Consider the following 25822-nt stretch of genomic DNA (forward strand, 5'->3'; position numbering starts at 1 on the left):
TTGTTGTTATGTTATGCAAATTACGTGCGTTATTGATTCGTTTCTCGCAATAACCCTTTATCAATAATATCAGAAGTTTTAGTTGGCCATCATCCTCAAAAATGAGGCTAAACGCTCTTTCAGTTCCCGGCGGTCAACAATAAAATCTAAAAAGCCATGATCAAGCAAAAACTCGGCGGTTTGGAAGCCTTTGGGCAAATCCTTCTTAATGGTTTCCTTAATTACACGCGGCCCGGCAAAGCCAATTAATGCGCCCGGCTCGGCAATGTTAATATCGCCCAGCATCGCATAGGATGCGGTTACGCCGCCTGTGGTAGGGTCGGTTAATAATGAGATATAAGGTATTTTAGCCTGGGCCAGCAAAGCCAGCTTGGCGGAAGTTTTGGCCATCTGCATTAACGAAAAGGCGGCCTCCATCATGCGTGCACCACCCGATTTAGAGATCATCAGGAAGGGTACTTTGTTGGCAATACTGTAGTCAATGGAGCGGGCAATCTTTTCACCCACTACTGATCCCATCGAGCCGCCAATAAAAGTAAAGTCCATACAGGCAATCACCAGCGGCTGGCCATCCACCAGGCCGTAAGCTGCCCTGATGGCATCATTCAAACCGGTTTTGTTTTGCGTTTCCACCAGGCGGTCCTTGTATTTCTTGGTATCCACAAATTCCAGCGGGTCGCCCGAGCGCAGGTTGGGAAACAGTTCGGTAAACTGGTTATCATCAAACAATACAGAAAAATATTCCTTAGAGCCAATCCGCAGTTGGTAATTGCAGTAATGGCAAACATACTGGTTTTCCACCTGCTCAGTATAATGCAGCGGCCGTTTACAGTTAGGGCATTTAATCCATAACCCGTCCGGCGCTTCTTTCTTTTCTTCGGTAGTGGTTTGTATCCCCTTTGATTCTCTTTTAAACCAGGTCATTAGCTTCCTCTTTCTCTTGCAAACAAAACGCAAAGAAACAAAAAATTATTCAGCTAATCGTTTTCGTACCGAAGCTGTTTTCTGCTGTTGTAGCAACCGTTGGTAATAAGGCGACTTTCAAACGCCTCAGCAAATTAAAGTTGATTATAGCAGGGTAGCTTATTGTTTATCAGGATAAATGATTTTCTGATAAAACTAACCGATTTTGGCCGTTCACCCGTTAAGCAGCTGTACTGGTTCGCCCGTTTATTAATAATCCGTTACTATAATTAATTTTATACAAACCGGATTACAACATAAACCGTGTAGTGTTTACACATTTGAAATAAAAACCATTTGTATTTATATCCACTATAAAATTTATACATTAGAGGCTTAATTATTTCTGCTCAGATGGATTTAAAAAATTATAAAGGTGTTTTGCACGGCGATCAGGTGCAGCAACTTTTCGAAGCAGCTAAAAAGCACCAGTTTGCTTTACCTGCTGTAAACGTAATCGGCACCAATTCAATTAATGCCGTAATGGAAACTGCCAAAGCGGTAAACTCACCGGTAATTATACAATTATCAAACGGCGGCGCACAATTTTATGCCGGCAAAACGCTTGATAATTCAAAATTACAGGCCTGTATTTTAGGCGGCGTGTCGGCAGCCAAGCATGTGCACCTGCTGGCCGAGCATTATGGCGTAGCGGTAATTTTGCATACCGACCATGCGGCTAAAAAATTACTGCCCTGGATAGATGGCCTGCTGGATTACGGCGAACAGCATTTTGCCGAAACCGGTAAGCCCCTGTTCTCATCGCACATGCTGGACTTGTCGGAAGAATCCATTGAAGAAAACATGGAGATTTCGGCTAAATACCTGGCCCGTATGGCGAAGATGGGTATGACACTTGAGATTGAGTTAGGGGTAACCGGCGGTGAAGAAGATGGCGTTGATAACAGCGATGTAGACAGCTCGCGCCTGTATACCCAGCCCGAAGAAGTAGCCTATTCTTACGAAAAGTTGTCTGAGGTAAGTCCGCGCTTTACTGTAGCAGCGGCATTTGGTAACGTACATGGGGTATACAAGCCGGGCAACGTAAAATTGCAGCCGGTTATCCTGCACAATTCTCAGGAGTTTGTGAAGCAGAAGTTTGGCCTGGAAGCTGAGAAGCCCATTAATTTTGTATTTCATGGCGGTTCAGGTTCAAGCCAGGAAGAAATTCGTGAAGCGATCTCCTACGGTGCGGTAAAAATGAATATTGATACCGACATGCAATGGGCGTACTGGGAAGGTATAAAAGATTATTATAAATCAAAAGAGGCCTACCTGCAAAGCCAGATTGGTAACCCCGAAGGAGAGGATGCTCCGAACAAAAAATACTACGATCCGCGCGTATGGCTGCGCAAAGGCGAGGAAACGTTTGTAAAGCGTTTAACCGTAGCCTTCGGCGATTTAAATTGTATTGGTGCAACAGATAAGCTGTAAGTTATATTAGAAAGTAATTAGAATAAGCCATCCGGTAACCGGGTGGCTTTTTTTGTTCGGATAATTTTGCACATTTGACTGTAAATTAAACAAAACAGGAATAGTTATGGCTGGCAAAAAGGAGAATCTTTTCGAACGCTTTTCTAACTGGGCTACGCAGGCTACCGGCAGTTCGGCGGCTTTTATCATGGCGTTAACAGTGGTATTTGTTTGGGCGGTTACCGGGCCGGTGTTCAGGTATTCAGATACCTGGCAACTGGTTATTAATACCGGCACTACCATTATTACATTTTTAATGGTTTTTTTAATACAAAAATCTCAAAATAAAGATTCAAGAGCCATACATTTGAAGCTGAACGAGCTGATTGCCGCCCACGAGGGGGCGAGTAACCGCATGGTGAACATCGAAGATTTATCAGAAGACGAACTAAAGCAGATACATCAATTTTATGTAAAGCTATCAGCCCTGGCTAAAAACGAAAAGAGTTTGGGTTGTACGCATACTTATGATGCTGCCGAAGAAAACCACAGTAAGAAGACCGAGCGGGATAACAATTACATGAAACGAGTAAATGAGCGCAAAAATCACCGTAAACAAAGTAACTGATCCTAAAGAGCTGGATAAGGTATTTGCCATACGCCGCGAGGTATTTGTGGGCGAACAAAATTGCCCGCCCGAGCTGGAGTGGGAGTTTGAAGAGGAATCAAACCACTTTTTAGCTACTGTTAATGGCGAACCGGCAGGGGCCTCGCGCTGGCGCAAAACCGACAAAGGCTATAAACTGGAGCGTTTTGCTGTGCTGCAAACACAACGCGGGCAGGGCGTGGCGCAGGAACTGGTTAAAGCGGTGCTGGCAGATCTACCGGACGAAGCTGAGTACATCTATCTTCATGCGCAAATACAAGCCGTACCTTTGTATAAGAAATTCGGTTTTCAGGAAACAGGCCCTATGTTTGAAGAAGCCGGTATACAACATTTTAAAATGGTGAAGAGGTAAGCAGTTATACCTCACACCATATTTGAACAGGGTATTAACCTGCACCTGAACATACCCGCCACCAAAAGCAAAACAGCCGCTGCAGAATGTACTGCGGCGGCTGTTTTGCTTTTGCTTTTTATAATTATATGATTAGTTTTTTGGCAAAGGCGCTGCTTCTTGCGGCCTTACCACTTCCAGCGGCCCGGCATCGCGAACAAAGCGCCTGATGATTAAGCGCGTACCGCCATTATAATTCACATAACTGCCCAGCCATTGTATAAACACCAATACCTTGTTCTTAAAGCCCAATAATGAAATCAGGTGCACAAACATCCACATTAACCAGGCAAAAAAGCCCTGAAATTTAATTTTACCTAAATCTACTACCGCTTTATTACGGCCAATGGTAGCCATGGAGCCCAAATCATTGTATTTGAACGGCTCTGTGGCCTCGTTGTTCATTAAGTGAATTATGTTGCTGGCTACGTTTTTACCTTGCTGTATAGCTACCTGTGCTACGCCGGGGTGGCCTTTAGGTGTTTCGTCGGTAATTACCGCGCCAACATCGCCAATGGCAAATACGTTTTGGGTACCATCAACCAAACAAATATTATTGGTTTTAATCCGGTTGCCCTTTACAACAACGTCTTTACTGATACCATCCGGCACAACGCCCATTACACCTGCCGACCATATTACATTTTTAGTGCGTATAGGAGGCTTACCTTCAATTTTTAATTCGCTGCCATCATAGGTTTCCACCTTTACGCCTAACATCACTTCTACGCCCATCTTAACTAAAAAGTCCTTAGCCGCATTCGATGCTTCTTCAGACATCGGGCCTAATACCTTTGGCATAAAGTCAACCAATATCACGCGCATATCTTCCTTGCGCAGTTCGGGATAATCCTTTTGTAACACGTGGTTGCGCAATTCGGCTAATGAGCCGGCTAACTCTACGCCGGTTGGGCCAGCACCTACCAACACAAAGTTTAGGTAAGGCTCGCGTTCTTCGGGCGTATTTTGCAATAAAGCCTCCTCCATATTCTGAAGCAGCAAATAACGCAGGTTCAATGCTTCGGGCAAATTTTTCATTGGCATGGCAAAATGCTCAATCTCTTTATTGCCGAAGAAATTGGTGGTAGAACCGGTGGCAATCACCAGGTAATCATAAGCAATTTCGCCAATGGTAGTATCTACAAAGTTGTTCTCCGTATCAATGCGGGTTACTTCTGCCACCCGGAAGCGTAAGTTTTTTTGTCCTTCAAAATTTTTGCGCAATGAAAAGGCAATAGATTCGGCTTCCAGGCTGCCGGTAGCCACCTGGTACATCAGGGGCTGAAAGGTGTGATAATTATGCTTATCCAGTAGTAGAATTTCAACAGGTTGCTTAGCTAAGCGCTTGGCTAATTCCAAACCGCCAAAGCCACCGCCTATAATTACAACCAGCGGAAATTTACTCTTATCAGTTGTTTCCATACCCGATAAACAATTTGTTACATGGTGTGTTTGCGGTACACCAACAAAAAGGGCTCCGGTATATTACCGGAGCCCTTGTTATAATTATAGCGCTGATTTGTATTTATTTCAGCTGTTGCTTTTTATCGAAATCAATAATAACCGGGGTAGCTACGCAGATAGAGGAATACGTACCGAAGCACACACCTACTAACAGCGCGAATGAGAACCCGCGGATAACATCGCCGCCGAAGATGAACAATACCACCAGTACGAAAATTACCGTTAAGGCAGTAATAATGGTACGGCTCAAAGTGCTGTTGATGGCACGGTTAATGGTGATTTGATTATCTTCATTTTTGCCTGATGAGATGTTCAGGTACTCACGGATACGGTCGAATACTACCACAGTATCGTTAATGGAGTATCCAATTACCGTCAGTATAGCCGCGATAAACGCCTGGTCAATATCCAGTGAGAACGGCATCACATCCTTAAACAAGGAGAAGAACGATAATACCAGCAGGGCATCATGCGCCGTAGCAATCATGGCACCCAGGCTGAACTGCCATTTGCGGAAACGGATCAGAATATAAGCAGAGATCACGATGATAGCGAATACTACCGTCCATACTGCCGAGGTTTTAATATCGTTGGCAATGGTAGGGCCTACTTTCTGTGAGCTTACAATCTGGTATTTTGGCGATACCTGGCTTAAGCCTTTACGCAGTTGAGCCTCTACCTGGTTATCAGCAGCAGTGCTGTTATCCGCAATCAGGTAATTGGTGGTGATGCTTACCTTATCGTTACCGTAAGTTTTTACTTCGGCCTTACCTTCACCTAAGGTTTTGATTACGGCATTCCGTACGGTTTCGGTGTTAACGGTATTATTATCATAGCGTACCACATAAGTACGGCCGCCCTGAAAGTCTACACCGTAGTTAAAGCCGCGGGTAAACATGGAGATGATACCAGCCAAAATGAAAAGACCAGAGAAGGCATAAAACTTAAAGCGGTTTTTTACAAAAGCATAATTGGCGCCTTTAAAAGTATGTGAGCTCCACGGGTTAGAAAACTTGATCTCCATATCCTTTTCCAGCATCCACTCAAAAATTAATCTTGAAATTAACAGCGAGCAGAATAAGGAAGTGATGATACCGATCATCAGGGTAATGGCAAAACCCTGTATGGGCCCGGTGCCGAAGATGTAAAGGATTGCACCGGTTAAAAAGGTACTGATGTTGGAGTCAAGGATAGAGGACAGCGCATGTTTAAAACCATCGGCAATAGCGATACGCTTTGATTTACCCAGGGCCATTTCCTCACGCACGCGTTCATAGATGAGCACGTTGGCATCTACCGATATACCGAGCGTAAGCACGATACCGGCAATACCCGGCAGGGTGAGTACCGCACCAAAGCTGGTCAATACACCCATCAGGAAGAAAACGTTAATGAACACGGCAATATCAGCCACAGTACCGGCACGGTTATAATAGGCTACCATAAATACCAGTACCACCAACAAACCAACGGCGCAAGAGGTTAAACCGGCAGTAATGGCTTCCTGGCCTAAAGAGGCGCCTACTACGGCTTCCTCCACAATACGGGCAGGAGCAGGCAGGCGGCCGGCTTTCAGAATATTAGCTAAATCTTTGGTTTCCTCCTGGGTAAAATTACCGGAGATAGAAGAACGGCCGCCAGTAATTTCATTACTTACACGCGGGGCAGAAACCACATTGTCGTCCAGTACAATGGCTACGGCACGGTTATCATTCTCATCGGTTGGGTTACCGGCAGCTTCAGCCGTAACGCGTCTCCACTTGTTGGCACCATCAGAGTTCATGTCCATGGTAACTTCAGGGCCGCCATTGGTAGGGTTAATATCGCTGTTGGCATCGGTAATTACCTCGCCGGTAAGGGCAGGGCCGTTATTGGCGCCGGATAATTTAAGTGCGTATAGTTCCAGTACCTTATCGCCCTGTTTAGCTGTTTTGGCACCCCAGGCCAGTTTCAGGTTTTGCGGCAGTATAGCCTTAACCTCCGGCATGTTCAGGTAGGCATCTACCTTGGCTGTATCTTTAATGTTCGACAAGCCAACCGTAGGGCCGGGTACCAGCGTTGGCTGGCCATCTTGCCCCTGTGCAATATTCGGGCGCAGTAAAGCGAACAATGGGTTTTGCGCCATCAGCTGCGCCTGGTTGTTCAGGTTTTTGGCCGAAGTATCTTTACCCGCATTTTTTTGCACTTTGCTCAGCAACGAGCCGGCACGGCTGGTGTCGCCTTTTGGCGTTGTGGCTGCTGTGGCAGCCGTTTTAACAGTATCAGTTTTGTTGGCTTTATTTTTAGCCGCAATCAGTGTGTTAATGTTGTTTAGTAGCTGGTAAACGTCGCTGTTGTCATACGTATTGTAAAACTCCAGGTTGGCCGAGCCCTGCAATAATTTACGCACACGGTCTTTATCGGTTACACCCGGCAGTTCTACCAATATGCGGTTACCATTTTGCAGCTGAATATTTGGAGCGGTAACCCCGAATTTATCAATACGGGTGCGCAGGATGTTGTATTCCTGCGTAACGGCAGTATTTGATTGCTCGCGCAGGTAAGTTTCTACCTGGCTGTTGTTGGCATCAAACTTCAGCTTGCTCTGGTTCTCTTTGGTAGAAAAGATGGGGGCCAGCTTGCCGTCGGGACTTAGTTTTTTGTACTCCCGGATGAACAGGGTAATATAGTCTTCGGGATTTGTCTTGGCTGCCACGTCGGCATTGTGCAGGGCCTGGTTAAATATTTTGTCCTGATTGTGGTCCGACAATGATTTAATCAGTTCGCTCAACTCAATCTGCATGGTTACATTCATGCCGCCTTTCAGGTCAAGGCCCAGGGCCAGCTCGCGATCTTTACAATACTGATAAGTGTGGTTGAAAACCGGGTACACCGGCTGTGCAGAAACAGAATCCAGATAGGCTTTTTCTTTCTGTGAATTTCCTTTTGCGTATGCTGCGGCATCGCCCTCCACCTTACGTGTTACCCAGGTAAACGAAAGTTGGTACAGGCAAACAATAGCCAGCAGAATAGCAAAGAACTTAATTACCCCTTTACCTTGCATGGTGTGTTAATGGTGTTTGATCTAATTAATTAGTAATGCTTTTTTTAACAAGATGGCAAAGCTAATAATTTTTCGCAATGCTGATGGCGAAATCAAACAAAATAAAGCGGTTGAGTGTTAGCAGCGGCGCAAGGTAACAAAGGAGTAAGACAGGGCGTTTTTCTCGTCGGGCGCATGGTTTTGCCGCAAAATTTCTTCCCATTCTTCCGGGCGGATTTCGGGAAAAAAAGTATCAGCCTCAAACGATTGATGCACTTCGGTTAAATAGATGGTATCAGTCAATGGCAGCGCCTCCTTATAAATTTGTGCACCGCCGATGATGTACAATTCTGTTTCATTCTGGCACAAGGCCAGCGCAGCATTAAGTGATGGTACCACCTCACAGCCCGGCAGTTGCAAAGCCTGGCGGGTAATCACGATATTGCGTCGGTTAGGAAGCGGCTTGCCAATAGAGTCATACGTTTTGCGGCCCATAATGATAGTATGCCCGCTGGTAATTTCTTTGAAATGCTTTAAATCGGCAGGGAGGTGCCAAAGGAGCTGGTTGTTTTTGCCTATGGCTTTGTTTTGTGCGATGGCTACAACGATGGTAATTTTAGTCATTTTGCCTGTTTGGTATTGCTTTTAAGCCACTCTGCAATCGCTTCAAATCTGTATTCACCTGTACTGGCTTTTATCACCAATTCATACTTTTCATTTTCTGAGGCAGTAATGTCATATCCGGCATCAAGTAAAAGTAAACGTATCAGCGTATAAGCAATACGTTTGTTACCATCTACAAAAGGATGGTTGATGGCCATACTTTCCAACAGTGCCGCCGCTTTACTAATGGCATCATGATACAGGTCATTACCATCGAAAGTACTATATGGACGAGACAAAGCCGCTTCTAACGCGCCCTTATCTCTCAAACCTGTACTGCCGCCAAACCTTTCTATCAATATATCATGAATTTGTATTGCTATAGATGCTTGCATCATTGTGCCAGTCGCTTTAACAATTCATGATCCTCTTCGAGTATTTTTTTTAAGTGCTGATCATATCTGTCACCGACCAATGTTTTTTGCTTTAATTGGTTTATGAATTTAAGGACATCATTTAACGAAGTTTCGGGCACTTCATTCAGTCCTTGCTTAATTTGTTCCTTAATTTCCACTACGGTCATAATTCAAAGTTACAAAAATCTACACCGCCACTACACCTTTAATATGTGGCCACGGGTCGTAATTCTCTAATCTGAAATCATCATACGTAAAACCGAAAATATCCTTCACCTCCGGGTTGATCCACATGGTGGGCAGCGGTCGTGGGTTGCGGCTCAGCTGCAGGTGGGCCTGTTCAAGGTGGTTATTGTAGAGGTGTGCGTCGCCAAGCGTGTGCACAAAGTCGCCATAGTCCAGATCGCACACCTGGGCCAGCATCATGGTGAGCAGGGCGTAAGAGGCAATGTTAAAAGGTACGCCCAAAAATATATCGGCACTGCGCTGATACAACTGGCACGACAGCTTTCCTCTCTGCTCCCCCTTCAAGGGGTCCGGCGGCTGAACGTAAAACTGGAACAAGCTGTGGCAGGGTGGCAAGGCCATCTGGTTTACATCAGCCACATTCCAGGCCGACACCATGATGCGGCGCGAATCCGGGTTGTTTTTCAGTTGTTGTACCACCTGGCTGATCTGGTCGATATGCCCACCATCCGGCGTGGGCCACGAGCGCCACTGGTAGCCGTATACCGGGCCGAGGTTGCCTTCGGCATCCGCCCACTCGTCCCAGATGCGCACGCCGTTATCCTTTAAGTACTTAATATTGGTATCACCGCTCAAAAACCAGATGAGTTCGTGGATGATGGATTTGAGGTGCAGCTTTTTGGTGGTCACCAAGGGAAAGCCGTCCTGCAGGTTAAAGCGCATCTGGTAGCCAAACACGCTGATGGTGCCGGTGCCGGTGCGGTCGTGCTTTTGGGCGCCGGTTTCCAGCACATGGCGCATCAGGTCGAGGTATTGTTTCATGGGGGTTAAAGCCGACTTTTTGGTGAGGGATTATAATGCAAATAAAAATAATCTAATTTTGGAAACCTATTACTGTTTTTACACAGGTACTGAAATTACAGCATGATTACCTTTCCCAACGCCAAAATAAATATCGGCCTCAACATTACCGAACGCCGTACTGACGGTTACCATAACCTGGAAACGGTTTTCTACCCGGTACAAATTAAGGATGCGCTGGAAATTGTGGAAAGCGCTGCACTCTCGTTTACCTCATCCGGCGTAACCATACCCGGCAATGCAGAGGGCAATTTGTGCCTCAAGGCTTACCGCGCCCTAAAGGCGGATTTTGATTTGCCACCTGTGGCTATTCATCTGCATAAACATATTCCTATTGGTGCGGGGTTGGGCGGAGGCTCGGCCGATGCTGCATTTTGTATACGGTTGCTGAATCAGAAGTTTGATTTAGGCTTATCGGCAGAGCAGATGGTGGCGTATGCCAAACCCATCGGCGCCGACTGTGCCTTCTTTATTGAAAACAAACCGGTGTACGCAGTTGAAAAAGGGGATTGCTTTGAGCCGTTATATTTAGATTTAAGCGCCTATCATCTTGCCATGGTGATGCCCCCGGTACAGGTATCTACCGCCGAAGCTTATGGAGGCATTACGCCAAAATCCTCTTCAAAATTACGTGAAGCTATTCAGTTGCCGATAGCCGAATGGAAGAACCGGATAACAAATGATTTTGAGAACCATATCTTGAAAACTCATCCGCTAATTGCTGAGGTAAAGCAAAGCCTGTATAATTCAGGCGCTGTATATGCCAGCATGAGCGGGAGTGGAGCCGCAGTATTCGGCATCTTTACTGAACAACCCGACCTGAAAAAGCTGGAAGTACAAAATCAGGTATTTTGTAATTTGTAACCTGCTGCAATACCAAGTACAATTACGGCTCACTAATATAGTCCCTGTCTTCATCACTTAGTGTATTGGATGAGTGTTCATTACTCCTTGTATCATTATAGTTTTCGTAAGTGCTGCTATTTGTTCTGCTCTTTCGCAGCATAACCAAAATGCCGGTGATAAACCCGCCTGCAGCCATTGCCGTCATCACTACCAGCTTTGGCAGTTGGGCTGAAAACAATATTAATTTAAAGTTGGCATCTTCCGGATTTTGCATAATAGCAACTGTCATCAGTATCACAATGACAAAAGCCAGTCCTATTCTTTTGCTCATTGTCTAAGGTAATATTTTCTGCTAACAGTAGAATCTTGCAAGCCATAATAATCACACCTTCTTCCTGTAAAAAGTACTATCATAACAAAGTACAGTCTAACCAACATCAAATTTATTAACCAGCCAATGGTATATTTATACACTTAGCTGTTAAAATTAGAATTTGGTTTAGAGCTAAAATTAAGTTTATATAAATGTACATAAATTGTTGAAATAAAATAACTTGTATATTATAAAGCTAAATAAAATTTACTATTACTAAAAATAATAGTAATGTCGGATAGATAATGGCATTGAAATTAATAATTAAGATTAGATATTATTCATATAAGCTTGATAATTAATTAAATATGTTTTAAAATTATGTTTAAAAATTTAATTACCTCAAAAATTATGTCAACTTCATCAGCTATAGCAAGGAGTTTTTGTTCAAAGCAATGTTACACTAAGTGAAATTGAAAATTGCTTGTAAGCGCCTTAATTTAATATGTGAATATATTTGAGCGTTTAAATAATTGAATGCATTACAAACGCTTAAAATGGTTTTACAGGTTGGTAATGCGAAAGGTACAGTTAACGTATAAACTGTATTTTGGGTAGTAAATAATGAAGGCAACCTAAAAACTTGTAGTCTATCCAGTATGGTAAACTACGGCTGTAACGGGGTAAAAGCAACAGATTTGTATAATACTAAAAGTACCTGTACTACCGGGAGCGGTATTTGTGTAACTGTTTCTTTGCTACCGGAAACAGGAAGATGGTAGACAGAATAATAAGCGCACCTATCCAGAAACCTAAGGTCATAGTGTGCAGATCGCCGAAAAACACAAAGGCCATCAGGATGCCGTATACCGGTTCAAGGTTGGTAATCAGGGCCACCTTAAAAGCCGATAGTTCGCGCATTACAGATACGCCGGCTACATAGGCTACAGAAGTGCAGATGGTACCTAAAATAATGAGGTAAGCCAAATCGGTGCTTTGCGGAACCACAAAGTTTTTAAAGCCGGAGGTAAATAGGATGAACAGGCTGAGCCAAAAAAAAGCGCCTATCAATTCATAAAAAGCAATTATAGGCGCCTCAAGTCGCTTCACCTGTTTAGAGTTGATGATAGAAAACAAACTGGCTAAGCAGGCGCTGGCCAGGCCGGTAATAATGCCCAGCTTATACTGGGTTTCAAATTTAAAAATGAGCACAATGCCGGTAATAATGAGCAATCCGGCTAAAATTTCAAGCTTGGAGATCTTTGCCTTATTGATTAAAGGTTCAAACACGGCAGTAAACAGCGTAAGTGAGGAGAGGCATACCAGTGTTACCGATACTGTAGATAATTTGATAGCTGCGAAGAACAAAAACCAGTGCCCGCCCACTAATGCACCCGTGAAAAAGAGTTGCAGAAAAGTGCGGCTGCTTACCTTAATAGCTGTTTTGCTTATCTTAAAGTATAGGAACAATGTGCTTACGGCAATCAGTACCCTGTACCATACCAAATGCTCGGCAGATATGCTGATCAGTTTGCCTAATATGCCGGTAAACCCCCATATAAATACGGTAAAGTGCAGGATAATCAGATTTTTATTCAGTCCGTGCTTTGAGGGTTGAGCGTTGGGCATTATTTGGGGGCTTTACGCAACAGGTAAAGTCCTAACAGTCCAAATACCAGGTTGGGAATAAATACAGCAATAATAGGCGGCAGGGAAGCTTTAAGCGAAAACACATTGGCAAAGCGGTCAACAACAATATAGGTAAAGCACAGGAATATGCCAATACCCAGGGGCAGGCCAATGCCGCCGCGTACCTTGCGCGAAGATATGGAAACCCCAATAAGGGTGAGTACAAAGGAGGAAAGCGGGTATACAAAGCGGCGGTATTTTTCCAGCTCCATATCTACCAGTACCCCGGTGCCCCGTGTTTTTTCTTTTTCAATACTTTTACCCAATTCAGCGGTAGACATGGCGCGGTAAATATTATCATGCGCTTCAAAATCAGAAGGTATCATGTCCAGTACGGTGTCCTTGCTTTTGCCCAGCCCATATTCCATCCGCTCATTCATGCCGTTAATATACCGGATGGTGTAATCCTTTATTGACCAGTTCCGCTTCAGGGAGTCATACACAATGCGGTTGGCAATCAGCTTCTCCCGCATCGCATCGCCGTCAAATTTTTCCAGTATAAAGTTATAGCCGGTATGGTCGGTGTTGTTATAGGTTTGCAGGTAGGCAAAGGTGCGCTTATCTAACTTGATATGCACCTCGCTTTTTGTGGGGTCAACCTGGTTAAAGTAGGTATTCTCAAATTTAATATCCAGCTTATTGGTGTAGGGAATAAGGTAGATGTTGGCGAAAAAAAATACAATGAATATCAGCCCCGAAGAAATGAAATACGGTCGCAGGAATCGGTTAAAGCTAACCTTGCCGCTTAGTATAGGCACAATTTCCGTTTGATTGGCCATTTTTGCGGTAAAGAATATCACCGCCAGAAAATTAATCAGCGGCAGCAGTATATTGGCGTAAAAGGGCAGGTAACCGGCATAATACTGAAAGATAATGGCGCTGAAGGGCGCATTATATTTCAAAAAATCGTCAAGGTGCTCGGATACATCAAACACTACAATAATTACCAGAAATATCCCCAGTGTAAAGCCGAAGGTGCCCAGGTACTTGCGGATAATATACGCATCCAGTGTTTTAATGAAACGGTTTTTAAACATCTATAAGCGGTGTGCTAATTGTTTAACCATTTTTTCCTTCCAGTTGTAAAACTCGCCCGATATAATCTTTTCGCGGGCCTGGCTCACCAGCCACAAGTAAAAATGCAGGTTGTGCAATGAGGCAATCTGTGCGCCCAGCATTTCTCCTGCGGTCATTAAATGCCGCAAATAAGCCTTGCTGTGCTGCTGATCTACCCATAGATCACTTTCTTCGTCAACAGCCGAAAAATCATTTTTCCACTTCTCATTCCGGATATTGATAATGCCGTTGCGGGTGAACAACATGCCGTTACGGGCATTGCGGGTGGGCATTACGCAATCGAACATATCAATACCCAGGGCAATGTTCTCCAATATGTTCACCGGTGTGCCCACACCCATCAAATAACGTGGTTTATGCTGCGGCAGTATATCGCACACTACTTCTGTCATGGCGTACATTTCTTCGGCAGGTTCACCTACCGACAAGCCGCCAATAGCATTCCCTTCACGTTCAAATGAGGCGACAGCTTCGGCCGATTTAATGCGCAGATCTTTATAAGTAGAGCCCTGCACAATAGGAAACAGCGTTTGGCTGTGGCCGTATTTAGGCTCGGTGCTGTCAAAGCGGTCGCAGCAGCGCTGCAGCCAGCGGTGCGTCATCTCTATCGACCGGCGTGCATAACCATAATCGCAGGGGTAGGGTGTGCATTCATCAAAAGCCATAATAATATCAGCCCCGATAATGCGCTGGATATCCATTGCCGATTCCGGCGTGAACAAGTGCTTCGATCCATCAATATGTGAACGGAAGGTTACGCCTTCCTCCTTTATTTTGCGTACATCGGTCAGCGAGTATACCTGGTAACCGCCGCTGTCGGTAAGTATGGGCTTATCCCATCCGTTAAATTTATGCAATCCGCCGGCCTGCTCCAGGGTGTTAAGGCCGGGGCGCAGGTACAGGTGATAGGTGTTGCCTAAAATTATCTGTGCTTTAACATCGTCTTTCAGTTCGCGCTGGTGTACTGCCTTTACCGTGCCGGCGGTGCCTACCGGCATAAAAATGGGTGTTTGTATAGTGCCGTGGTCGGTATTGATTTCTCCGGCACGGGCTTTTGAATGTATATCCTGAGCAGTTAAGCTAAATTTCATAATGTAAGGCGGCAAAATTACAATATATCAACGGGTAAGCGCAATGTTATTTTTAAGGCAGATAGCGGTTTTTACGTTCATTTTTGTGAGATTTGCTGCTTGCTTGTACCCAATTTGAATTTCAATCCTGTCTACATCAAATACGTTGCTTATACGGTATTGGGTGTGTTATTGCTGATACAGCTTTTTTACCTGCTGTATTATCACCTCCGCCTGATGCGCTATAAGGTAGAGCCTGTAACTGCACAGCCTGTAATGCCGCCGGTATCGGTTATCATCAGCGCACGTAACGAGGCTGAAAATCTGGCCCGTTTTCTCCCGCTTGTTCTGGCACAGCACTATCACCAATTTGAAGTTGTGGTGGTAAACGACTGCTCCTTTGATGCTTCTTATTTGCTTTTGCAGCAGCTGCAGGCTACCAGTCCGCATTTAAAAGTAGTAACCGTTACAGAGCACCCCAGATTTAAAACCGGCAAAAAGTTTGCGCTTACCATGGGTATTAAAGCCGCGGCGCATGAGCATTTACTGTTTACCGATGCCGATTGCGAGCCGGCATCTGCCCAATGGCTTATGGGTATGGCCAGCTGTTTTGCCGAAAATGAGCAGGCGCAAATCATCCTGGGCTATTCGCCCTATACTAAAACTAAAGGGTTCATCAATGCCTTCACCCGGTTTGAAACGATAAAAACCGGGATGAACTATCTGTCGGCTGCATTGGCCGGTAACCCCTATATGGGCATTGGGCGTAACCTGGCCTATACCAAGACCTTGTTTTTTAGTAATAAGGGCTTTGCCGCACACATGCACCTGATGGCCGGTGATGATGATCTGTTTGTAAACCATCATGCCAGCGCTAACAACACCGTAATCCAGATTCATCCGGACGCATTTACCTTCAGCGAAACCAAAACATCACTTGCCGCTTATTTCAGGCAGAAGAAACGGCACATGGGCGTGGGTAAATATTACCGCAGTTCGCACCGCAGATTACTGAGTGCAGATGCTATAAGCGGCTTTTTATTCTATTTAACGTTGATTTTAGGTCTGGCATTTAAATTGAACTATTGGGTAATAGCCGGTTCTTATTTGTTCAGGCTGATATTACAGGTAATTGTTTATCAGAATATCTTTAAAAAATTGCGGGGAAGCGACCTGCTATGGGGATTGCCCTTTTTCGATGTGTTTTATTACCTGTATTTGAATTTATTTGGAATGATAGGCGCTTTTATAAAAACCAAGCAATGGAAGTAAACGCGAATTTTACCGAAAATGCCAAAAATGATTACCAGTTGGTATTAAAGGCCCGTAACGGTAATCAGAAAGCTTATGCCGCCCTGATGCAGCGCTATAAGGATTCTATCTATTTTATGGCGCTTAAAATGGTAAATAATAAAGAGGATGCCATGGATTTAACGGTGGAAACCTTTGCCAAGGCATTCGAGAAGCTGGAAAAATATCAGCCCGACTTTGCATTCAGTACCTGGCTGTTTAGGGTGGCTACCAATAACTGCATCGATTTTTTACGGAAAAAGAAATTAAATACCACTTCCATACACGGCATGATGGAAGACGAGGAAGACAGCCGGCCACTGCAAATAAAATCAGATACCCTGAATCCGGAGGAAACCTCGATAAAAAAGCAGGAGTCCCAGGAGCTGAAACTGCTGATTGACAGCCTGCCGCCCCGATACCGTAACTTGCTTACCCTGCGCTATTTTGATGAACTGTCTTATGAGGAAATAGCTCAGCAACTGGATTTGCCTTTAGGTACAGTAAAGGCACAGCTATTCAGGGCTAAATACTTGTTGGGTAACATTTTAAAGGAAAACAACCAGCATGGAATTTAGTATAATTTCCAGCTATTTTCCAGGGCTTACACCTGAGCAGCAACGCCGGTTTGCTTACCTTCCGGCATTATACCAGTTATGGAACAGCCAGATCAATGTAATCTCGCGCAAGGATATTGACCTGTTGTTTGAAAGGCATGTATTGCATTCATTTGGTATAGCAAAGGTGGTTGAGTTTGCACCCGGCACACAGGTGCTGGATGTGGGTACCGGCGGCGGTTTTCCGGGTATTCCGTTAGCCATTATGTTCCCCGAAACACAATTTCATCTGGTAGATTCCATCGGCAAAAAGATCAGGGTAGTGCAGGAAGTTGCAGAGGCCCTGCAATTGGATAACATTACAGCTACACATACCCGTGCTGAGCAGGTGCCCGGTTTATTCGACTTCGTAGTGTCGCGTGCAGTAACGCAGCTCAAAGATTTTTATCCTTGGGTGAAGGGTAAGTTTAAGAAACAATCGTTTAACAGCCTGCCAAATGGCCTGCTGTATCTGAAAGGAGGGGACCTCACCCAGGAAATCAAAGAATCCGGTTTGCAGGTTAAACATTTTTACCTGAAGGATTACTTCAGGGAGGAGTTTTTTGATACCAAGCAGGTGATTTATGTAAAAGGAAAATAACCGTCCTGTTTCCGTTCTGCTACTATTTTATTTGTCCTTGTTTCTGCTTCGTTCAGCTACCAGTATCAGTTCTGCCAGTTCTGATAAATTCAGCTTATTTTCTTTCACCAGATAAGAAACCAGGTTTTTGTAAGAATTGCCAAAATAGCTTTTCAATAGTTTCTCAAAAGCAAATTTCCGGTAATCCTCTTCTTTTATCAACGGAAAGTATACATGCGAGTTGCCATAAGCTTTATGGCCCACCACGCCTTTGCCTTCCAGTACACGCACAACGGTAGATACGGTGTTGTAAGCCGGCTTAGGCTCCGGCATCTTAACAATTATATCCTTAACGATAGCTTCTTTTAACTGCCACAGTAATTGCATCACTTGTTCTTCGGCTGAGGTTAGCTCCTTCATGTGATGGCAAAGTTAGTAAACTATAACTAACGTTTCATAAAACTGCATAGATAGTTTATTAACTATCTATGCAGTTTTACACTATAAATCTACTACTATTCTTATAGTTTACTAACTATGTATGCAGTTTTATTTTTAACGCGTTGATTAGCAATAATTTGGCAGTTGTAACTTTTTTTGATGAAAATGCTATCTTGTAACAACTTTATATGTCGCTTTTACATCAGCTCGGGTTAACCTTCATCAAAGGCATTGGTGCCACGCTTTCGAAAAATATGCTCAGTTACTTCGGTAATGCCGGGGAAGTTTTTGCTGCCACTAAAACACAGTTAAAACGGGTACCCGGCGTAGGGATGCGGGCTGAGCAGTTGAATATGCAGGCTGCATTGGAACGTGCCGGCCAGGAATTAGTCTATATTAAAAATAATAAGATAGAGGTACTGTTTTATACTGACAGCCGATACCCAAAGCGGTTAAAGAACTGCACCGATGCGCCGGTATTGCTGTATAGTAAGGGTAATGCAGACCTTAATAACCAACGGGTGATCAGCATTGTGGGTACCCGTAATGCTACCGATTACGGCCGTACGCTTTGCCGACAGTTGGTTGAAGACTTAAAGGCATATAATGTATTAATAGTAAGCGGCCTTGCTTTAGGCATAGATGTAGCCGCCCATAAGGAAAGCCTTCGCCTCGAATTGCCAACCGTAGGTGTACTCGGGCATGGGCTGGACAGGCTTTATCCTGCCGTAAACCGCCCGGTGGCAGATAAAATGCTGTTAAATGGCGGTTTGCTAACAGAATTTCCGTCAGGAACAAAACCCGACCGCGAAAATTTTCCGCAACGTAACCGTATTGTAGCCGGTATGGCCGATGCCACTGTGGTGGTTGAGGCCGGGTTAAAGGGTGGGGCGCTGATTACGGCGGAGATTGCCAATTCCTATAACCGTGATGTATACGCATTTCCCGGCCGTATAAACGATGAATATTCGGAAGGTTGTAACTTCCTGATCAGGAACCATAAAGCGGCCTTACTGCCCTGTGCAGCAGATTTAGCGTATGCATTAGGGTGGGATAAACCCGGCTCTCCGCAAAAAGCTAAAAAGCAAATGATATTACCCATGGGCCTGTCGGCAGATGAGTTGCAGGTGTTTGACTTGCTGCAAAAGCATGATGCACCGGTGGCTATCGATGATTTAACGATAAAAGCCGGTATTCCGCTGAGCCAGCCTACCATGACATTGCTGAATATGGAATTGCAGGGCATTATTCGGTCTTTGCCGGGAAAGGTGTATACCATTGGCTAAGCAGGGGTATGGTACCATTTTAAGGCACCCATACCGGCGTTGATATGCGCCCAGTTATCCGTTTCAAATTCCATTAGTAAAGCAGTGCAGGGCGGCACGTCTTTTACTTCGGTACACAGCATATAAAAAAGATAGCTGATACCGGGATTATGCCCTGTTAAGCCAACGAAATCGTACTTGTTATCCCACTGGTTAATCAGGCGCAACAGCGTTTGCTCGCTGGCCTCATAAATTAAACCGCTGCTATCGGTTTGATCTATGGCTAAGGCATTACCTATAATTTGAGCCGTAGCCTGTGCCCGTAGAGCCGTACTGCTTACCCACAATTTTGGTATTAACTTTTGTTCATTTATATTACCGGCCAATTCTTGCGCCTGTTTTATACCGTGGGTGGTTAAAGGCCGTTCAAAGTCATCCAGGCCTTTTATGGTAGCTGCTTCGGCATGGCGGTTTAATAAAAGTCTTTTCATTAATTAATTTCTATGCTAATTCGTATGTTGAAGTATTATATATTAACCTACTGAAAAATAAGTACCTATATTATATTTATAAAATCTGCAATCGGGGTTTCAGGCAATTCATTCATGCACTTAAAGTGGCCTAAGGGGCATTTTTCTAACCCGAATTTTGAGCAGGGCCTGCAAGGCAGTTCAACACCAGCTACAAGCGCCTGCTGTACATGGTACGGCTGTACGCCTAAAAGTTCGGGCACTGTACCTCCCCATACAGAGGCAATAGGTATGTTAAAGGCTTCGGCAATATGGGTAAGGCCGGTATCAAAGCCGATAATCCGGGTGGATTTGGAAACCAGAAATACCGATTCATCCAAACTGGTAATACCGCAGGCATTATAAATCCGGCTGCCTAAAGCGTTGGCAATTGCTTCGCCGTTTGTCCTTACATCCTCACCGCCCAGTAATACGACCGGGCCGTTTATTTTTTGGCACAAGCTGATTATCTTTTCCACCGGCATACGTTTGGTATAGTGGGTGGCACCGATAATGAAAGCAATGTACGGCTGCTGATGTGAGGCCGGCAGCAATTCTTTTAACTGGTAATGTTCTTTGATATAATAGTTAACCGGCTCCTGGTCGTTGGTTATTCCTAAAAAAGAAACAGCTTTTAAATACCTGTCTACCAAATGCGTATCAGGTATCGGCTTTAAGTTAAACTTTAAGCTGAGCCACTTGCGCACACGTTGCTTATCATAAGTAGATGAGCGGATGCCGGTCCTGAACTTGATGATGGAAGTGCGCAGGTTATTATGCAAATCAATGAGATAATCGTACTGCTCTGTCTTGATTTCACTGATGGTATCCGTCAGACTAGGCTTCAGTAAGAGCAGTTTATCAAGATAAGGATTACCGTCATAAATATACCGGAAGGCCGGTTTAGTTAAAAAGTGAATTTCGGCATCAGGCAGTTGCCGCTTAAGGCAGCGTATTACGGGAGTGGTATAAATGATGTCTCCCATTGAACTGAACCGGATCACCAGTATCTTCATTTCAGCCCCTGATGCGGTTAATGATGGAGGTAGAAGAATAGCCTTCTACAAAGCTGATGGTTTTTACCTCGCCGCCGTTTGCCTGTACTTCGGAAGCACCCACAATAGTATCTATCGTGTAGTCGCCGCCTTTTACTAAAACATCAGGTAATAATGAAGTAATAACGTTATAGGGAGTATCTTCATCAAACACAACAATGGCATCTGTAAACAACATAGCCGCCAGTACAAGGCTGCGGGTTTGTTCGTTATTCACAGGCCGGCCTGCACCTTTTAATTTTTGTACTGATTGATCGGAGTTTAGACCGATAATCAACTTATCGCCTAACTCAGCCGCCTTAGCCAGGTAAGTGATGTGACCGGTATGCAATAAATCAAAACAACCGTTGGTAAATACAATTCTCTGGCCCTCATTTTTCCATTGCCCTACTTGTTCTTTAAGTTGAGGCAGGGTGTAAATTTTGCTGAATATTTGTCCTTCAATTTGTCTTTCCATAGGTTATAATACTTTATCGATCAATATGTTAACTAATTACATATAAACCTTATGGTTTTATGATACTTTGATTTCTGATTACATCGTCCAATATCTCATTCAGCGTGGTAGTAGCACTACCTACCCGGCGTATTACAATAGCTGCTGCATGATTGGCCAGTTCGCAGCTCTCCTCTAATGTAAAGCCTAAAGCCAAAAAATAGCCTATAGTAGCCAGTACTGTATCACCGGCTCCGGTTACATCAAATACCTCTGTGGCTTTAACCGTTAAAAGCTTATAGGCCAGTTCATCCAAAATTACCATTCCTTCCTCAGACAGGGTAACTACCAGATAATCTGTTTCCGTTTGTTTAAACACATACCTGGCTGCTTCCTGCAACTCTTCAATGTTACTGATGCGGCTGCTCTTGGTGGCTTCTGTTAGCTCCTTACGATTGGGCTTGATAAGATATACGCCCTTGTACTTGCTATAATCTAACCCTTTTGGGTCAACAATAATCTTTTTATCCTGCCGGGTGGCTTCTTTAATTATGCGCCGGGTGAGCGAAGGTGAAAACAGCCCTTTGTTATAATCAGAAAATAATACAAGGTCGGCCTTAGCAATGCAATTAATTAATATTTCGAGCAGGTTATCTTCCAAGGCAATGTCTGGTGCGTGGGTAACCTCCCTGTCTATACGTACCAGTTGATGGCTGCCGGCAAGAACCCGGGTTTTTACTGTAGTAGGGCGATTATTATCTGGCAGAACCGCACAGGTATCAATACGTTCCGCCTGCAGGAGTGAAGTTAATTGCTGGCCCGAAACATCATTGCCTATAATACCGCTTAAAGTTACACCAGCGCCCAGGCTAATCAGATTTTGTGCTACATTGGCTGCACCTCCCAGGGTGGTGGATTCGTTTCTGACATTAACCACCGGCACCGGGGCTTCGGGCGACAGGCGGGTGGCATCTCCCCATATATAATGGTCAATCATTAAATCGCCAATTACTAAAAGTTCTGGCTTTCGTTTAGCTTCAATTATTGCGCTTAGTTTTTCGGCAAGCATGGATATCAGGTGTATAGAATAGCGTTAAGCCATTGTTTTTGTCTTTTTGTTTTCGAAAGCTGTTCTCACCTCTTTCAGCGGCAAAGCATTAAAACAATCTTTAGTAGTTAAACCTGCTTTGCGGGCAACATGAATACCATATTGCATATCAGCAAAGCCTTCTACCCGGTGCGCATCAGGATTAATTGATAACATAATGCCTTTGTCTACCGCATACCGGCACCAGCGCCAGTCTAAATCAAGCCTTAAGGGGTTGGCATTAATTTCAATGATCACATTATTGGCAGCACAGGCATCAATTACCTTTTTATAATCAATAGCATAACCGCTCCGGCTTAACAATAAGCGGCCGGTAGGGTGCCCCAGCATAGTGGTGTAGGGATTTTCAATCGCTTTAATTAAACGGGCAGTTGCCTTAGCCTCATCCATTTTAAGATTGGAATGTACAGAGGCCACAATGAAATCAAATTGCTGCAGAATATCATCCGTATAATCCAGTGAGCCATCGTTCAGTATATCAGATTCGATGCCTTTAAATACATGAAAGTCTTCGCCAAAGGTTTTGTTCAGCGCATCAATCTCTGCATGTTGCTGCAATACCCTTTCCGCACTGAGGCCATTGGCATAGAAGGCGCTTTTGCTATGGTCGCACACGCCTAAGTATTGCAAGCCTAACTGATCTTTGCAGTATAGCGCCATTTCCTTTAGGGTGTTGATACCATCGCTATAAGTAGTGTGGTTATGCAGCGTACCTTTCAGGTCGTGGTAATTGATGAGTACCGGTAACGCATTATGCGAAGCTTCTTCAATAAAGTTGGTGCCTTCCCGCAGTTCTGGCGGCATCCACTGCAGTCCGGCCTTTTTATAAATCAGTTCTTCGTTGGCAGGCTGATCAACATCACCTGCAATTCGTTCCAGTACCGCCGCCACGTGTTCGGTGTCGCCGGTTTCTAAAAACAACTGGTAGTAATATTCGCCCCTGCTTACCACCTTGATACTTGCCGATAATCCATTTGGCGTATGCCCCTTGATCACATTCTTTTCAATAGAAACATTTTGTAACAGGTCGCTTTCTGCTACCGCCTGTATGCCTAAATCGTGGTCGCGTGAACCTATAAGTACAGAAAGTTCAGTAATGATCTCATTATACCGGCGGTACTCTCCGGTAAAGTTTTTTAAACTTTCAGGGAAAAGCCCCCTGATTTGCGACATCAGGAAATCAGCTTCCGGCTCCGCCTGTGCATACAGGAACTTACCATTACTGGCCATCTTAAATTCCAGTATCCGGCGTATCTCATCCTGGGTTTTAGCGCCAAAGCCTTTAGCGCCAACCAGGCGATTTTCGTTACAGGCGTAATATAGTTCGCCTGCGTTCTCAATGCCCAGGTCGTGCCATATTACCGCTACCTTTTTTGGGCCGATGCCTTTGATGCGCAACATATCTACCACACCGGGCGGGGTTTGCGCTAAAAGATCTTCTAATTCTGTAAGCGTATCATTTTGCAGCAGCTCATTTATTTTGGCGGCAATACTTTTGCCGATGCCTTCTATCTGGTCTAATTGCTCCAGACTTTTCCCTGCAAGCGGGTAGGGCAGTTTATCGACTTTTAATGCTGCATTGGCTACCGATTTAATTTTGAATGCATTTTCGTTATGCAGTTCCATCAATTGCGATAGCAGGCGCAGTGTACGGGCGATGGTTTTATTTTCCATATATGGGCATGTACAGCGGGTAAAAATACAAAAGCCGCTTGTACTAAAGCGGCTTTTACTAAAAGTTGTTTTGTTTTCTAATTGATTTCAATAATATAAGGCAACCGGGCCTGGGGTATGCGCACCATTTTTTGTATGCTTTTTAACTGCTCATAATACCGGTAGTTACTGCCCAGTTCCGACTGTACCATGCCGGATTTTATATGCGCGCTCAAATCCGTATTTATATTGCCGAACAGGCCTTTTTGCTCGGGGTAGGCGGTTAGCTCATATTCCTTTAACCCGGCCTTTTTTGCAGCGCTGGCAACGGCGTCCTTCAGGTTGCCCAGGCGGTCTACCAGGCCTATCTTCAGTGCCTGTTCACCTGTCCATACCCGGCCCTGGCCAATTGTATTAATGTAAGCCTGTGTTTTGTGCCGGCCCTGTGCTACAGCTTTGGTAAAATCATCATAACCTTGGTTTACCTGGTTTTGCAGTATCGCACGTTCCTGCGGGGTAAGCGGACGGCTGATATTGCCTAAATCGGCATACTGGCCGGTTTTTACACCGTCAAAGGTAACACCCAGCTTGTCATTAAAGAATTTTTGCATATTGGGTAATAGGGCGAAAATGCCAATTGAACCGGTAATGGTGTTGGGTTCGGCAAAAATAGAATCAGCTGCACATGAAATATAGTACCCGCCCGAAGCCGCGTAATCACCCATCGATACAATTACAGGTTTGGCCTGGCGGGTTAACATTACTTCGCGCCAAATGGTATTGGAAGCCAGCGAACTGCCACCCGGTGAATTTACCCGCAGCACTACAGCTTTAATGTCCTTATCCTGCCTTACTTTACGCAAGGCCGCAGATACGGTTTCTGAGCCAATGCTGTTATCATCGCCGTCGCCGCCTGATATCTCACCAGATGCATAAACAACAGCAATCTGGTTACTGCCCGAGCTGCTGCCATTAACTTTAACATTATTGTCATCGCCTTTGGCATAATCAGCCAAAGTAATACTGTTCAAGTCATTACCGGCGCTGGTGCCGGTGCGCTGCTTCAGTTCATTGATCACTTCATCCTTATACTTTAGGCCGTCCACGAGTTTATAGCGCAGGGCATCTTCCGCAGACTGTATTTTCAGCTGATTGGCAATGCTGAACAAAGCATCTTTTTGTAAATGCCGCTCCGTTCCTATACCAGTAAGAAAGTGGCTATACATGGAGCCTAAGTAGGCGTTTACCTGCTGACGGTTGGCATCGCTCATTTTAGTGAGAAAGAAAGGTTCAACTGCGCTTTTGTAGGTGCCTACCTTAATAATTTGTACATCAACGCCTAACTTGTCAAGCGCTCCCTTAAAAAATGTAATTTGTGAATTAAAGCCGCTGAAATCGAAAATTCCTTTAGGATTGAGATAAACCTTGTCGGCTACGGATGCCAGGTAATAAGCGCTTTGGGTATAAACTTCAGAATATGCAATAATAAACTTCTTTGATTTTTTAAAATCAATCAGGGCATTACGAACTTCTTCTGTAGTGGCCTCGCCGCCAATGGCGCTTTCTTCAATGTAGATGCCCTTGATGTTATCATCCGTTTTAGCTTTTTTAATATCAGCTAAAATATCATCAAGCCCGATGCTTTTGGTTCGGTTCAACCATTCTATATTGTCCAGCGGGTTATGAGAAGAGCGCTCAACCACAGGATTTTTCATGTTGATGTATAATATAGAATTGGCATCTACCTTTTCACTGCTATCGCTGCTGGCAGAAGCTACGATACCGCCAACAGTAGCAACTACCACAAAAATGAGTAGCAGGCCGGTAATAAACGTACCTACTACAGTAGCCAGAACAAACTTAAAAAACTGTTTCATTAAAATTTATATTGCTTGATGATGCAAACTT

General features: G+C 44.4%; 26 protein-coding genes. 8 read left to right on the forward strand and 18 right to left on the reverse strand.

What is annotated here, in order from left to right; all coding sequences use genetic code 11:
- Positions 1-78 precede the first annotated feature (78 nt).
- Positions 79-924, reverse strand: coding sequence for an acetyl-CoA carboxylase, carboxyltransferase subunit beta (gene accD / locus ACY652_RS14200; protein ID WP_462265043.1), 846 nt, complete (start codon positions 922-924; stop codon positions 79-81).
- A gap of 393 nt (positions 925-1317) precedes the next feature.
- Between accD and fbaA the strand changes: the two genes are divergently transcribed.
- From fbaA to ACY652_RS14215, 3 genes are all read left to right on the forward strand, one after another.
- Positions 1318-2397: a class II fructose-bisphosphate aldolase gene (gene fbaA / locus ACY652_RS14205; protein ID WP_462265044.1), complete on the forward strand. Its 1080-nt coding sequence runs from the start codon at positions 1318-1320 to the stop codon at positions 2395-2397.
- A gap of 106 nt (positions 2398-2503) precedes the next feature.
- Positions 2504-3004 carry a low affinity iron permease family protein gene (locus ACY652_RS14210; protein WP_462265045.1) on the forward strand — a complete coding sequence of 167 codons (501 nt, stop codon included), beginning with the start codon at positions 2504-2506 and terminating at the stop codon, positions 3002-3004.
- Entirely contained in the window at positions 2970-3395 is a 426-nt protein-coding gene (locus tag ACY652_RS14215) for a GNAT family N-acetyltransferase (protein WP_462265046.1), read from the forward strand. The genes ACY652_RS14210 and ACY652_RS14215 overlap by 35 nt, the downstream gene beginning before the upstream one ends.
- 132 nt (positions 3396-3527) lie before the next feature.
- Here ACY652_RS14215 and ACY652_RS14220 read toward each other — a convergent pair whose 3' ends face one another.
- The 6 genes from ACY652_RS14220 to ACY652_RS14245 form a co-directional block, all read right to left on the reverse strand.
- Positions 3528-4856 carry an NAD(P)/FAD-dependent oxidoreductase gene (locus ACY652_RS14220; protein WP_462265047.1) on the reverse strand — a complete coding sequence of 443 codons (1329 nt, stop codon included), beginning with the start codon at positions 4854-4856 and terminating at the stop codon, positions 3528-3530.
- A gap of 103 nt (positions 4857-4959) precedes the next feature.
- On the reverse strand, positions 4960-7941 hold the full coding sequence (gene secDF / locus ACY652_RS14225; RefSeq protein WP_462265048.1) for a protein translocase subunit SecDF: 2982 nt from the start codon (positions 7939-7941) through the stop codon (positions 4960-4962).
- A 117-nt stretch (positions 7942-8058) separates the two neighbouring features.
- Positions 8059-8544, reverse strand: a complete 486-nt coding sequence (locus ACY652_RS14230) for a dihydrofolate reductase (RefSeq protein ID WP_462265049.1) — start codon at positions 8542-8544, stop codon at positions 8059-8061.
- Positions 8541-8921, reverse strand: a complete 381-nt coding sequence (locus ACY652_RS14235) for a type II toxin-antitoxin system death-on-curing family toxin (protein ID WP_462265050.1) — start codon at positions 8919-8921, stop codon at positions 8541-8543. The genes ACY652_RS14230 and ACY652_RS14235 overlap by 4 nt, the downstream gene beginning before the upstream one ends.
- The gene (locus tag ACY652_RS14240; protein WP_462265051.1) at positions 8918-9106 is read right to left on the reverse strand and encodes a hypothetical protein; all 189 of its coding nucleotides are present in this window, start codon (positions 9104-9106) and stop codon (positions 8918-8920) included. Before ACY652_RS14240 ends, ACY652_RS14235 begins: the two co-directional genes overlap by 4 nt.
- A 19-nt stretch (positions 9107-9125) precedes the next feature.
- On the reverse strand, positions 9126-9947 hold the full coding sequence (locus ACY652_RS14245) for a thymidylate synthase (RefSeq protein WP_462265052.1): 822 nt from the start codon (positions 9945-9947) through the stop codon (positions 9126-9128).
- 102 nt (positions 9948-10049) lie between these two features.
- On the opposite strand from ACY652_RS14245, the gene ispE reads away from it, so the two are divergent.
- A complete protein-coding gene (ispE, locus tag ACY652_RS14250) occupies positions 10050-10850 on the forward strand; it encodes a 4-(cytidine 5'-diphospho)-2-C-methyl-D-erythritol kinase (protein ID WP_462265053.1) in 801 nt (266 codons plus the stop codon).
- A 22-nt stretch (positions 10851-10872) separates the two neighbouring features.
- On the opposite strand, the gene ACY652_RS14255 is transcribed toward ispE, so the two are convergent.
- The 4 genes from ACY652_RS14255 to tgt all read right to left on the reverse strand — a co-directional run bounded on the left by ACY652_RS14255 (position 10873) and on the right by tgt (position 15002).
- Positions 10873-11163, reverse strand: coding sequence for a LapA family protein (locus ACY652_RS14255; protein WP_462265054.1), 291 nt, complete (start codon positions 11161-11163; stop codon positions 10873-10875).
- A gap of 705 nt (positions 11164-11868) precedes the next feature.
- Entirely contained in the window at positions 11869-12774 is a 906-nt protein-coding gene (locus ACY652_RS14260; protein ID WP_462265055.1) for a DMT family transporter, read from the reverse strand.
- Positions 12774-13871 carry an LptF/LptG family permease gene (locus ACY652_RS14265; protein WP_462265056.1) on the reverse strand — a complete coding sequence of 366 codons (1098 nt, stop codon included), beginning with the start codon at positions 13869-13871 and terminating at the stop codon, positions 12774-12776. The genes ACY652_RS14260 and ACY652_RS14265 overlap by 1 nt, the downstream gene beginning before the upstream one ends.
- Complete coding sequence (tgt, locus tag ACY652_RS14270) at positions 13872-15002, reverse strand: tRNA guanosine(34) transglycosylase Tgt (protein ID WP_462265057.1); 1131 nt, start codon at positions 15000-15002, stop codon at positions 13872-13874. It abuts the gene before it with no gap.
- A 114-nt stretch (positions 15003-15116) separates the two neighbouring features.
- Here tgt and ACY652_RS14275 point away from each other — a divergent pair, with 114 nt between their 5' ends.
- From ACY652_RS14275 to rsmG, 3 genes are read left to right on the forward strand one after another with little or no spacing between them, the layout of a single operon-like run.
- A complete protein-coding gene (locus tag ACY652_RS14275; protein ID WP_462265058.1) occupies positions 15117-16253 on the forward strand; it encodes a glycosyltransferase in 1137 nt (378 codons plus the stop codon).
- On the forward strand, positions 16244-16849 hold the full coding sequence (locus ACY652_RS14280; protein WP_462265059.1) for an RNA polymerase sigma factor: 606 nt from the start codon (positions 16244-16246) through the stop codon (positions 16847-16849). Before ACY652_RS14275 ends, ACY652_RS14280 begins: the two co-directional genes overlap by 10 nt.
- Complete coding sequence (gene rsmG, locus ACY652_RS14285) at positions 16839-17468, forward strand: 16S rRNA (guanine(527)-N(7))-methyltransferase RsmG (protein WP_462265060.1); 630 nt, start codon at positions 16839-16841, stop codon at positions 17466-17468. The genes ACY652_RS14280 and rsmG overlap by 11 nt, the downstream gene beginning before the upstream one ends.
- A gap of 27 nt (positions 17469-17495) precedes the next feature.
- Here the strand turns inward: rsmG and ACY652_RS14290 are convergent, their stop codons facing one another.
- Positions 17496-17867: a BlaI/MecI/CopY family transcriptional regulator gene (locus ACY652_RS14290; protein WP_462265061.1), complete on the reverse strand. Its 372-nt coding sequence runs from the start codon at positions 17865-17867 to the stop codon at positions 17496-17498.
- Positions 17868-18076: 209 nt separating this feature from the next.
- On the opposite strand from ACY652_RS14290, the gene dprA reads away from it, so the two are divergent.
- On the forward strand, positions 18077-19174 hold the full coding sequence (gene dprA, locus ACY652_RS14295; protein WP_462265062.1) for a DNA-processing protein DprA: 1098 nt from the start codon (positions 18077-18079) through the stop codon (positions 19172-19174).
- Here dprA and ACY652_RS14300 read toward each other — a convergent pair.
- From ACY652_RS14300 to sppA, 6 genes are all read right to left on the reverse strand, one after another.
- Positions 19171-19644: a SixA phosphatase family protein gene (locus ACY652_RS14300; protein WP_462265063.1), complete on the reverse strand. Its 474-nt coding sequence runs from the start codon at positions 19642-19644 to the stop codon at positions 19171-19173. The genes dprA and ACY652_RS14300 overlap by 4 nt on opposite strands.
- Positions 19645-19709: 65 nt before the next feature.
- On the reverse strand, positions 19710-20678 hold the full coding sequence (locus tag ACY652_RS14305) for a glycosyltransferase family 9 protein (protein ID WP_462265064.1): 969 nt from the start codon (positions 20676-20678) through the stop codon (positions 19710-19712).
- 1 nt (position 20679) lies between these two features.
- Positions 20680-21174 carry a D-glycero-beta-D-manno-heptose 1-phosphate adenylyltransferase gene (rfaE2, locus tag ACY652_RS14310; RefSeq protein WP_462265065.1) on the reverse strand — a complete coding sequence of 165 codons (495 nt, stop codon included), beginning with the start codon at positions 21172-21174 and terminating at the stop codon, positions 20680-20682.
- 49 nt (positions 21175-21223) lie between these two features.
- The gene (gene rfaE1 / locus ACY652_RS14315) at positions 21224-22222 is read right to left on the reverse strand and encodes a D-glycero-beta-D-manno-heptose-7-phosphate kinase (RefSeq protein ID WP_462265066.1); all 999 of its coding nucleotides are present in this window, start codon (positions 22220-22222) and stop codon (positions 21224-21226) included.
- 24 nt (positions 22223-22246) lie between these two features.
- Complete coding sequence (locus ACY652_RS14320; RefSeq protein WP_462265067.1) at positions 22247-23935, reverse strand: helix-hairpin-helix domain-containing protein; 1689 nt, start codon at positions 23933-23935, stop codon at positions 22247-22249.
- 77 nt (positions 23936-24012) lie between these two features.
- Positions 24013-25791 carry a signal peptide peptidase SppA gene (gene sppA / locus ACY652_RS14325; protein ID WP_462265068.1) on the reverse strand — a complete coding sequence of 593 codons (1779 nt, stop codon included), beginning with the start codon at positions 25789-25791 and terminating at the stop codon, positions 24013-24015.
- Positions 25792-25822 lie beyond the last annotated feature (31 nt).

Origin of the sequence: Mucilaginibacter sp., from assembly GCF_965200995.1 — a bacterium.
Lineage (GTDB): Bacteria > Bacteroidota > Bacteroidia > Sphingobacteriales > Sphingobacteriaceae > Mucilaginibacter.

Bases quoted from the DNA above. Each gene is read 5' to 3' on its own strand.
- accD (WP_462265043.1), bottom strand. From the start codon at position 924: ATGACCTGGTTTAAAAGAGAATCAAAGGGGATACAAACCACTACCGAA.
- fbaA (WP_462265044.1), top strand. From the start codon at position 1,318: ATGGATTTAAAAAATTATAAAGGTGTTTTGCACGGCGATCAGGTGCAG.
- ACY652_RS14210 (WP_462265045.1), top strand. From the start codon at position 2,504: ATGGCTGGCAAAAAGGAGAATCTTTTCGAACGCTTTTCTAACTGGGCT.
- ACY652_RS14215 (WP_462265046.1), top strand. From the start codon at position 2,970: ATGAGCGCAAAAATCACCGTAAACAAAGTAACTGATCCTAAAGAGCTG.
- ACY652_RS14220 (WP_462265047.1), bottom strand. From the start codon at position 4,856: ATGGAAACAACTGATAAGAGTAAATTTCCGCTGGTTGTAATTATAGGC.
- secDF (WP_462265048.1), bottom strand. From the start codon at position 7,941: ATGCAAGGTAAAGGGGTAATTAAGTTCTTTGCTATTCTGCTGGCTATT.
- ACY652_RS14230 (WP_462265049.1), bottom strand. From the start codon at position 8,544: ATGACTAAAATTACCATCGTTGTAGCCATCGCACAAAACAAAGCCATA.
- ACY652_RS14235 (WP_462265050.1), bottom strand. From the start codon at position 8,921: ATGATGCAAGCATCTATAGCAATACAAATTCATGATATATTGATAGAA.
- ACY652_RS14240 (WP_462265051.1), bottom strand. From the start codon at position 9,106: ATGACCGTAGTGGAAATTAAGGAACAAATTAAGCAAGGACTGAATGAA.
- ACY652_RS14245 (WP_462265052.1), bottom strand. From the start codon at position 9,947: ATGAAACAATACCTCGACCTGATGCGCCATGTGCTGGAAACCGGCGCC.
- ispE (WP_462265053.1), top strand. From the start codon at position 10,050: ATGATTACCTTTCCCAACGCCAAAATAAATATCGGCCTCAACATTACC.
- ACY652_RS14255 (WP_462265054.1), bottom strand. From the start codon at position 11,163: ATGAGCAAAAGAATAGGACTGGCTTTTGTCATTGTGATACTGATGACA.
- ACY652_RS14260 (WP_462265055.1), bottom strand. From the start codon at position 12,774: ATGCCCAACGCTCAACCCTCAAAGCACGGACTGAATAAAAATCTGATT.
- ACY652_RS14265 (WP_462265056.1), bottom strand. From the start codon at position 13,871: ATGTTTAAAAACCGTTTCATTAAAACACTGGATGCGTATATTATCCGC.
- tgt (WP_462265057.1), bottom strand. From the start codon at position 15,002: ATGAAATTTAGCTTAACTGCTCAGGATATACATTCAAAAGCCCGTGCC.
- ACY652_RS14280 (WP_462265059.1), top strand. From the start codon at position 16,244: ATGGAAGTAAACGCGAATTTTACCGAAAATGCCAAAAATGATTACCAG.
- rsmG (WP_462265060.1), top strand. From the start codon at position 16,839: ATGGAATTTAGTATAATTTCCAGCTATTTTCCAGGGCTTACACCTGAG.
- ACY652_RS14290 (WP_462265061.1), bottom strand. From the start codon at position 17,867: ATGAAGGAGCTAACCTCAGCCGAAGAACAAGTGATGCAATTACTGTGG.
- dprA (WP_462265062.1), top strand. From the start codon at position 18,077: ATGTCGCTTTTACATCAGCTCGGGTTAACCTTCATCAAAGGCATTGGT.
- ACY652_RS14300 (WP_462265063.1), bottom strand. From the start codon at position 19,644: ATGAAAAGACTTTTATTAAACCGCCATGCCGAAGCAGCTACCATAAAA.
- ACY652_RS14305 (WP_462265064.1), bottom strand. From the start codon at position 20,678: ATGAAGATACTGGTGATCCGGTTCAGTTCAATGGGAGACATCATTTAT.
- rfaE2 (WP_462265065.1), bottom strand. From the start codon at position 21,174: ATGGAAAGACAAATTGAAGGACAAATATTCAGCAAAATTTACACCCTG.
- rfaE1 (WP_462265066.1), bottom strand. From the start codon at position 22,222: ATGCTTGCCGAAAAACTAAGCGCAATAATTGAAGCTAAACGAAAGCCA.
- ACY652_RS14320 (WP_462265067.1), bottom strand. From the start codon at position 23,935: ATGGAAAATAAAACCATCGCCCGTACACTGCGCCTGCTATCGCAATTG.
- sppA (WP_462265068.1), bottom strand. From the start codon at position 25,791: ATGAAACAGTTTTTTAAGTTTGTTCTGGCTACTGTAGTAGGTACGTTT.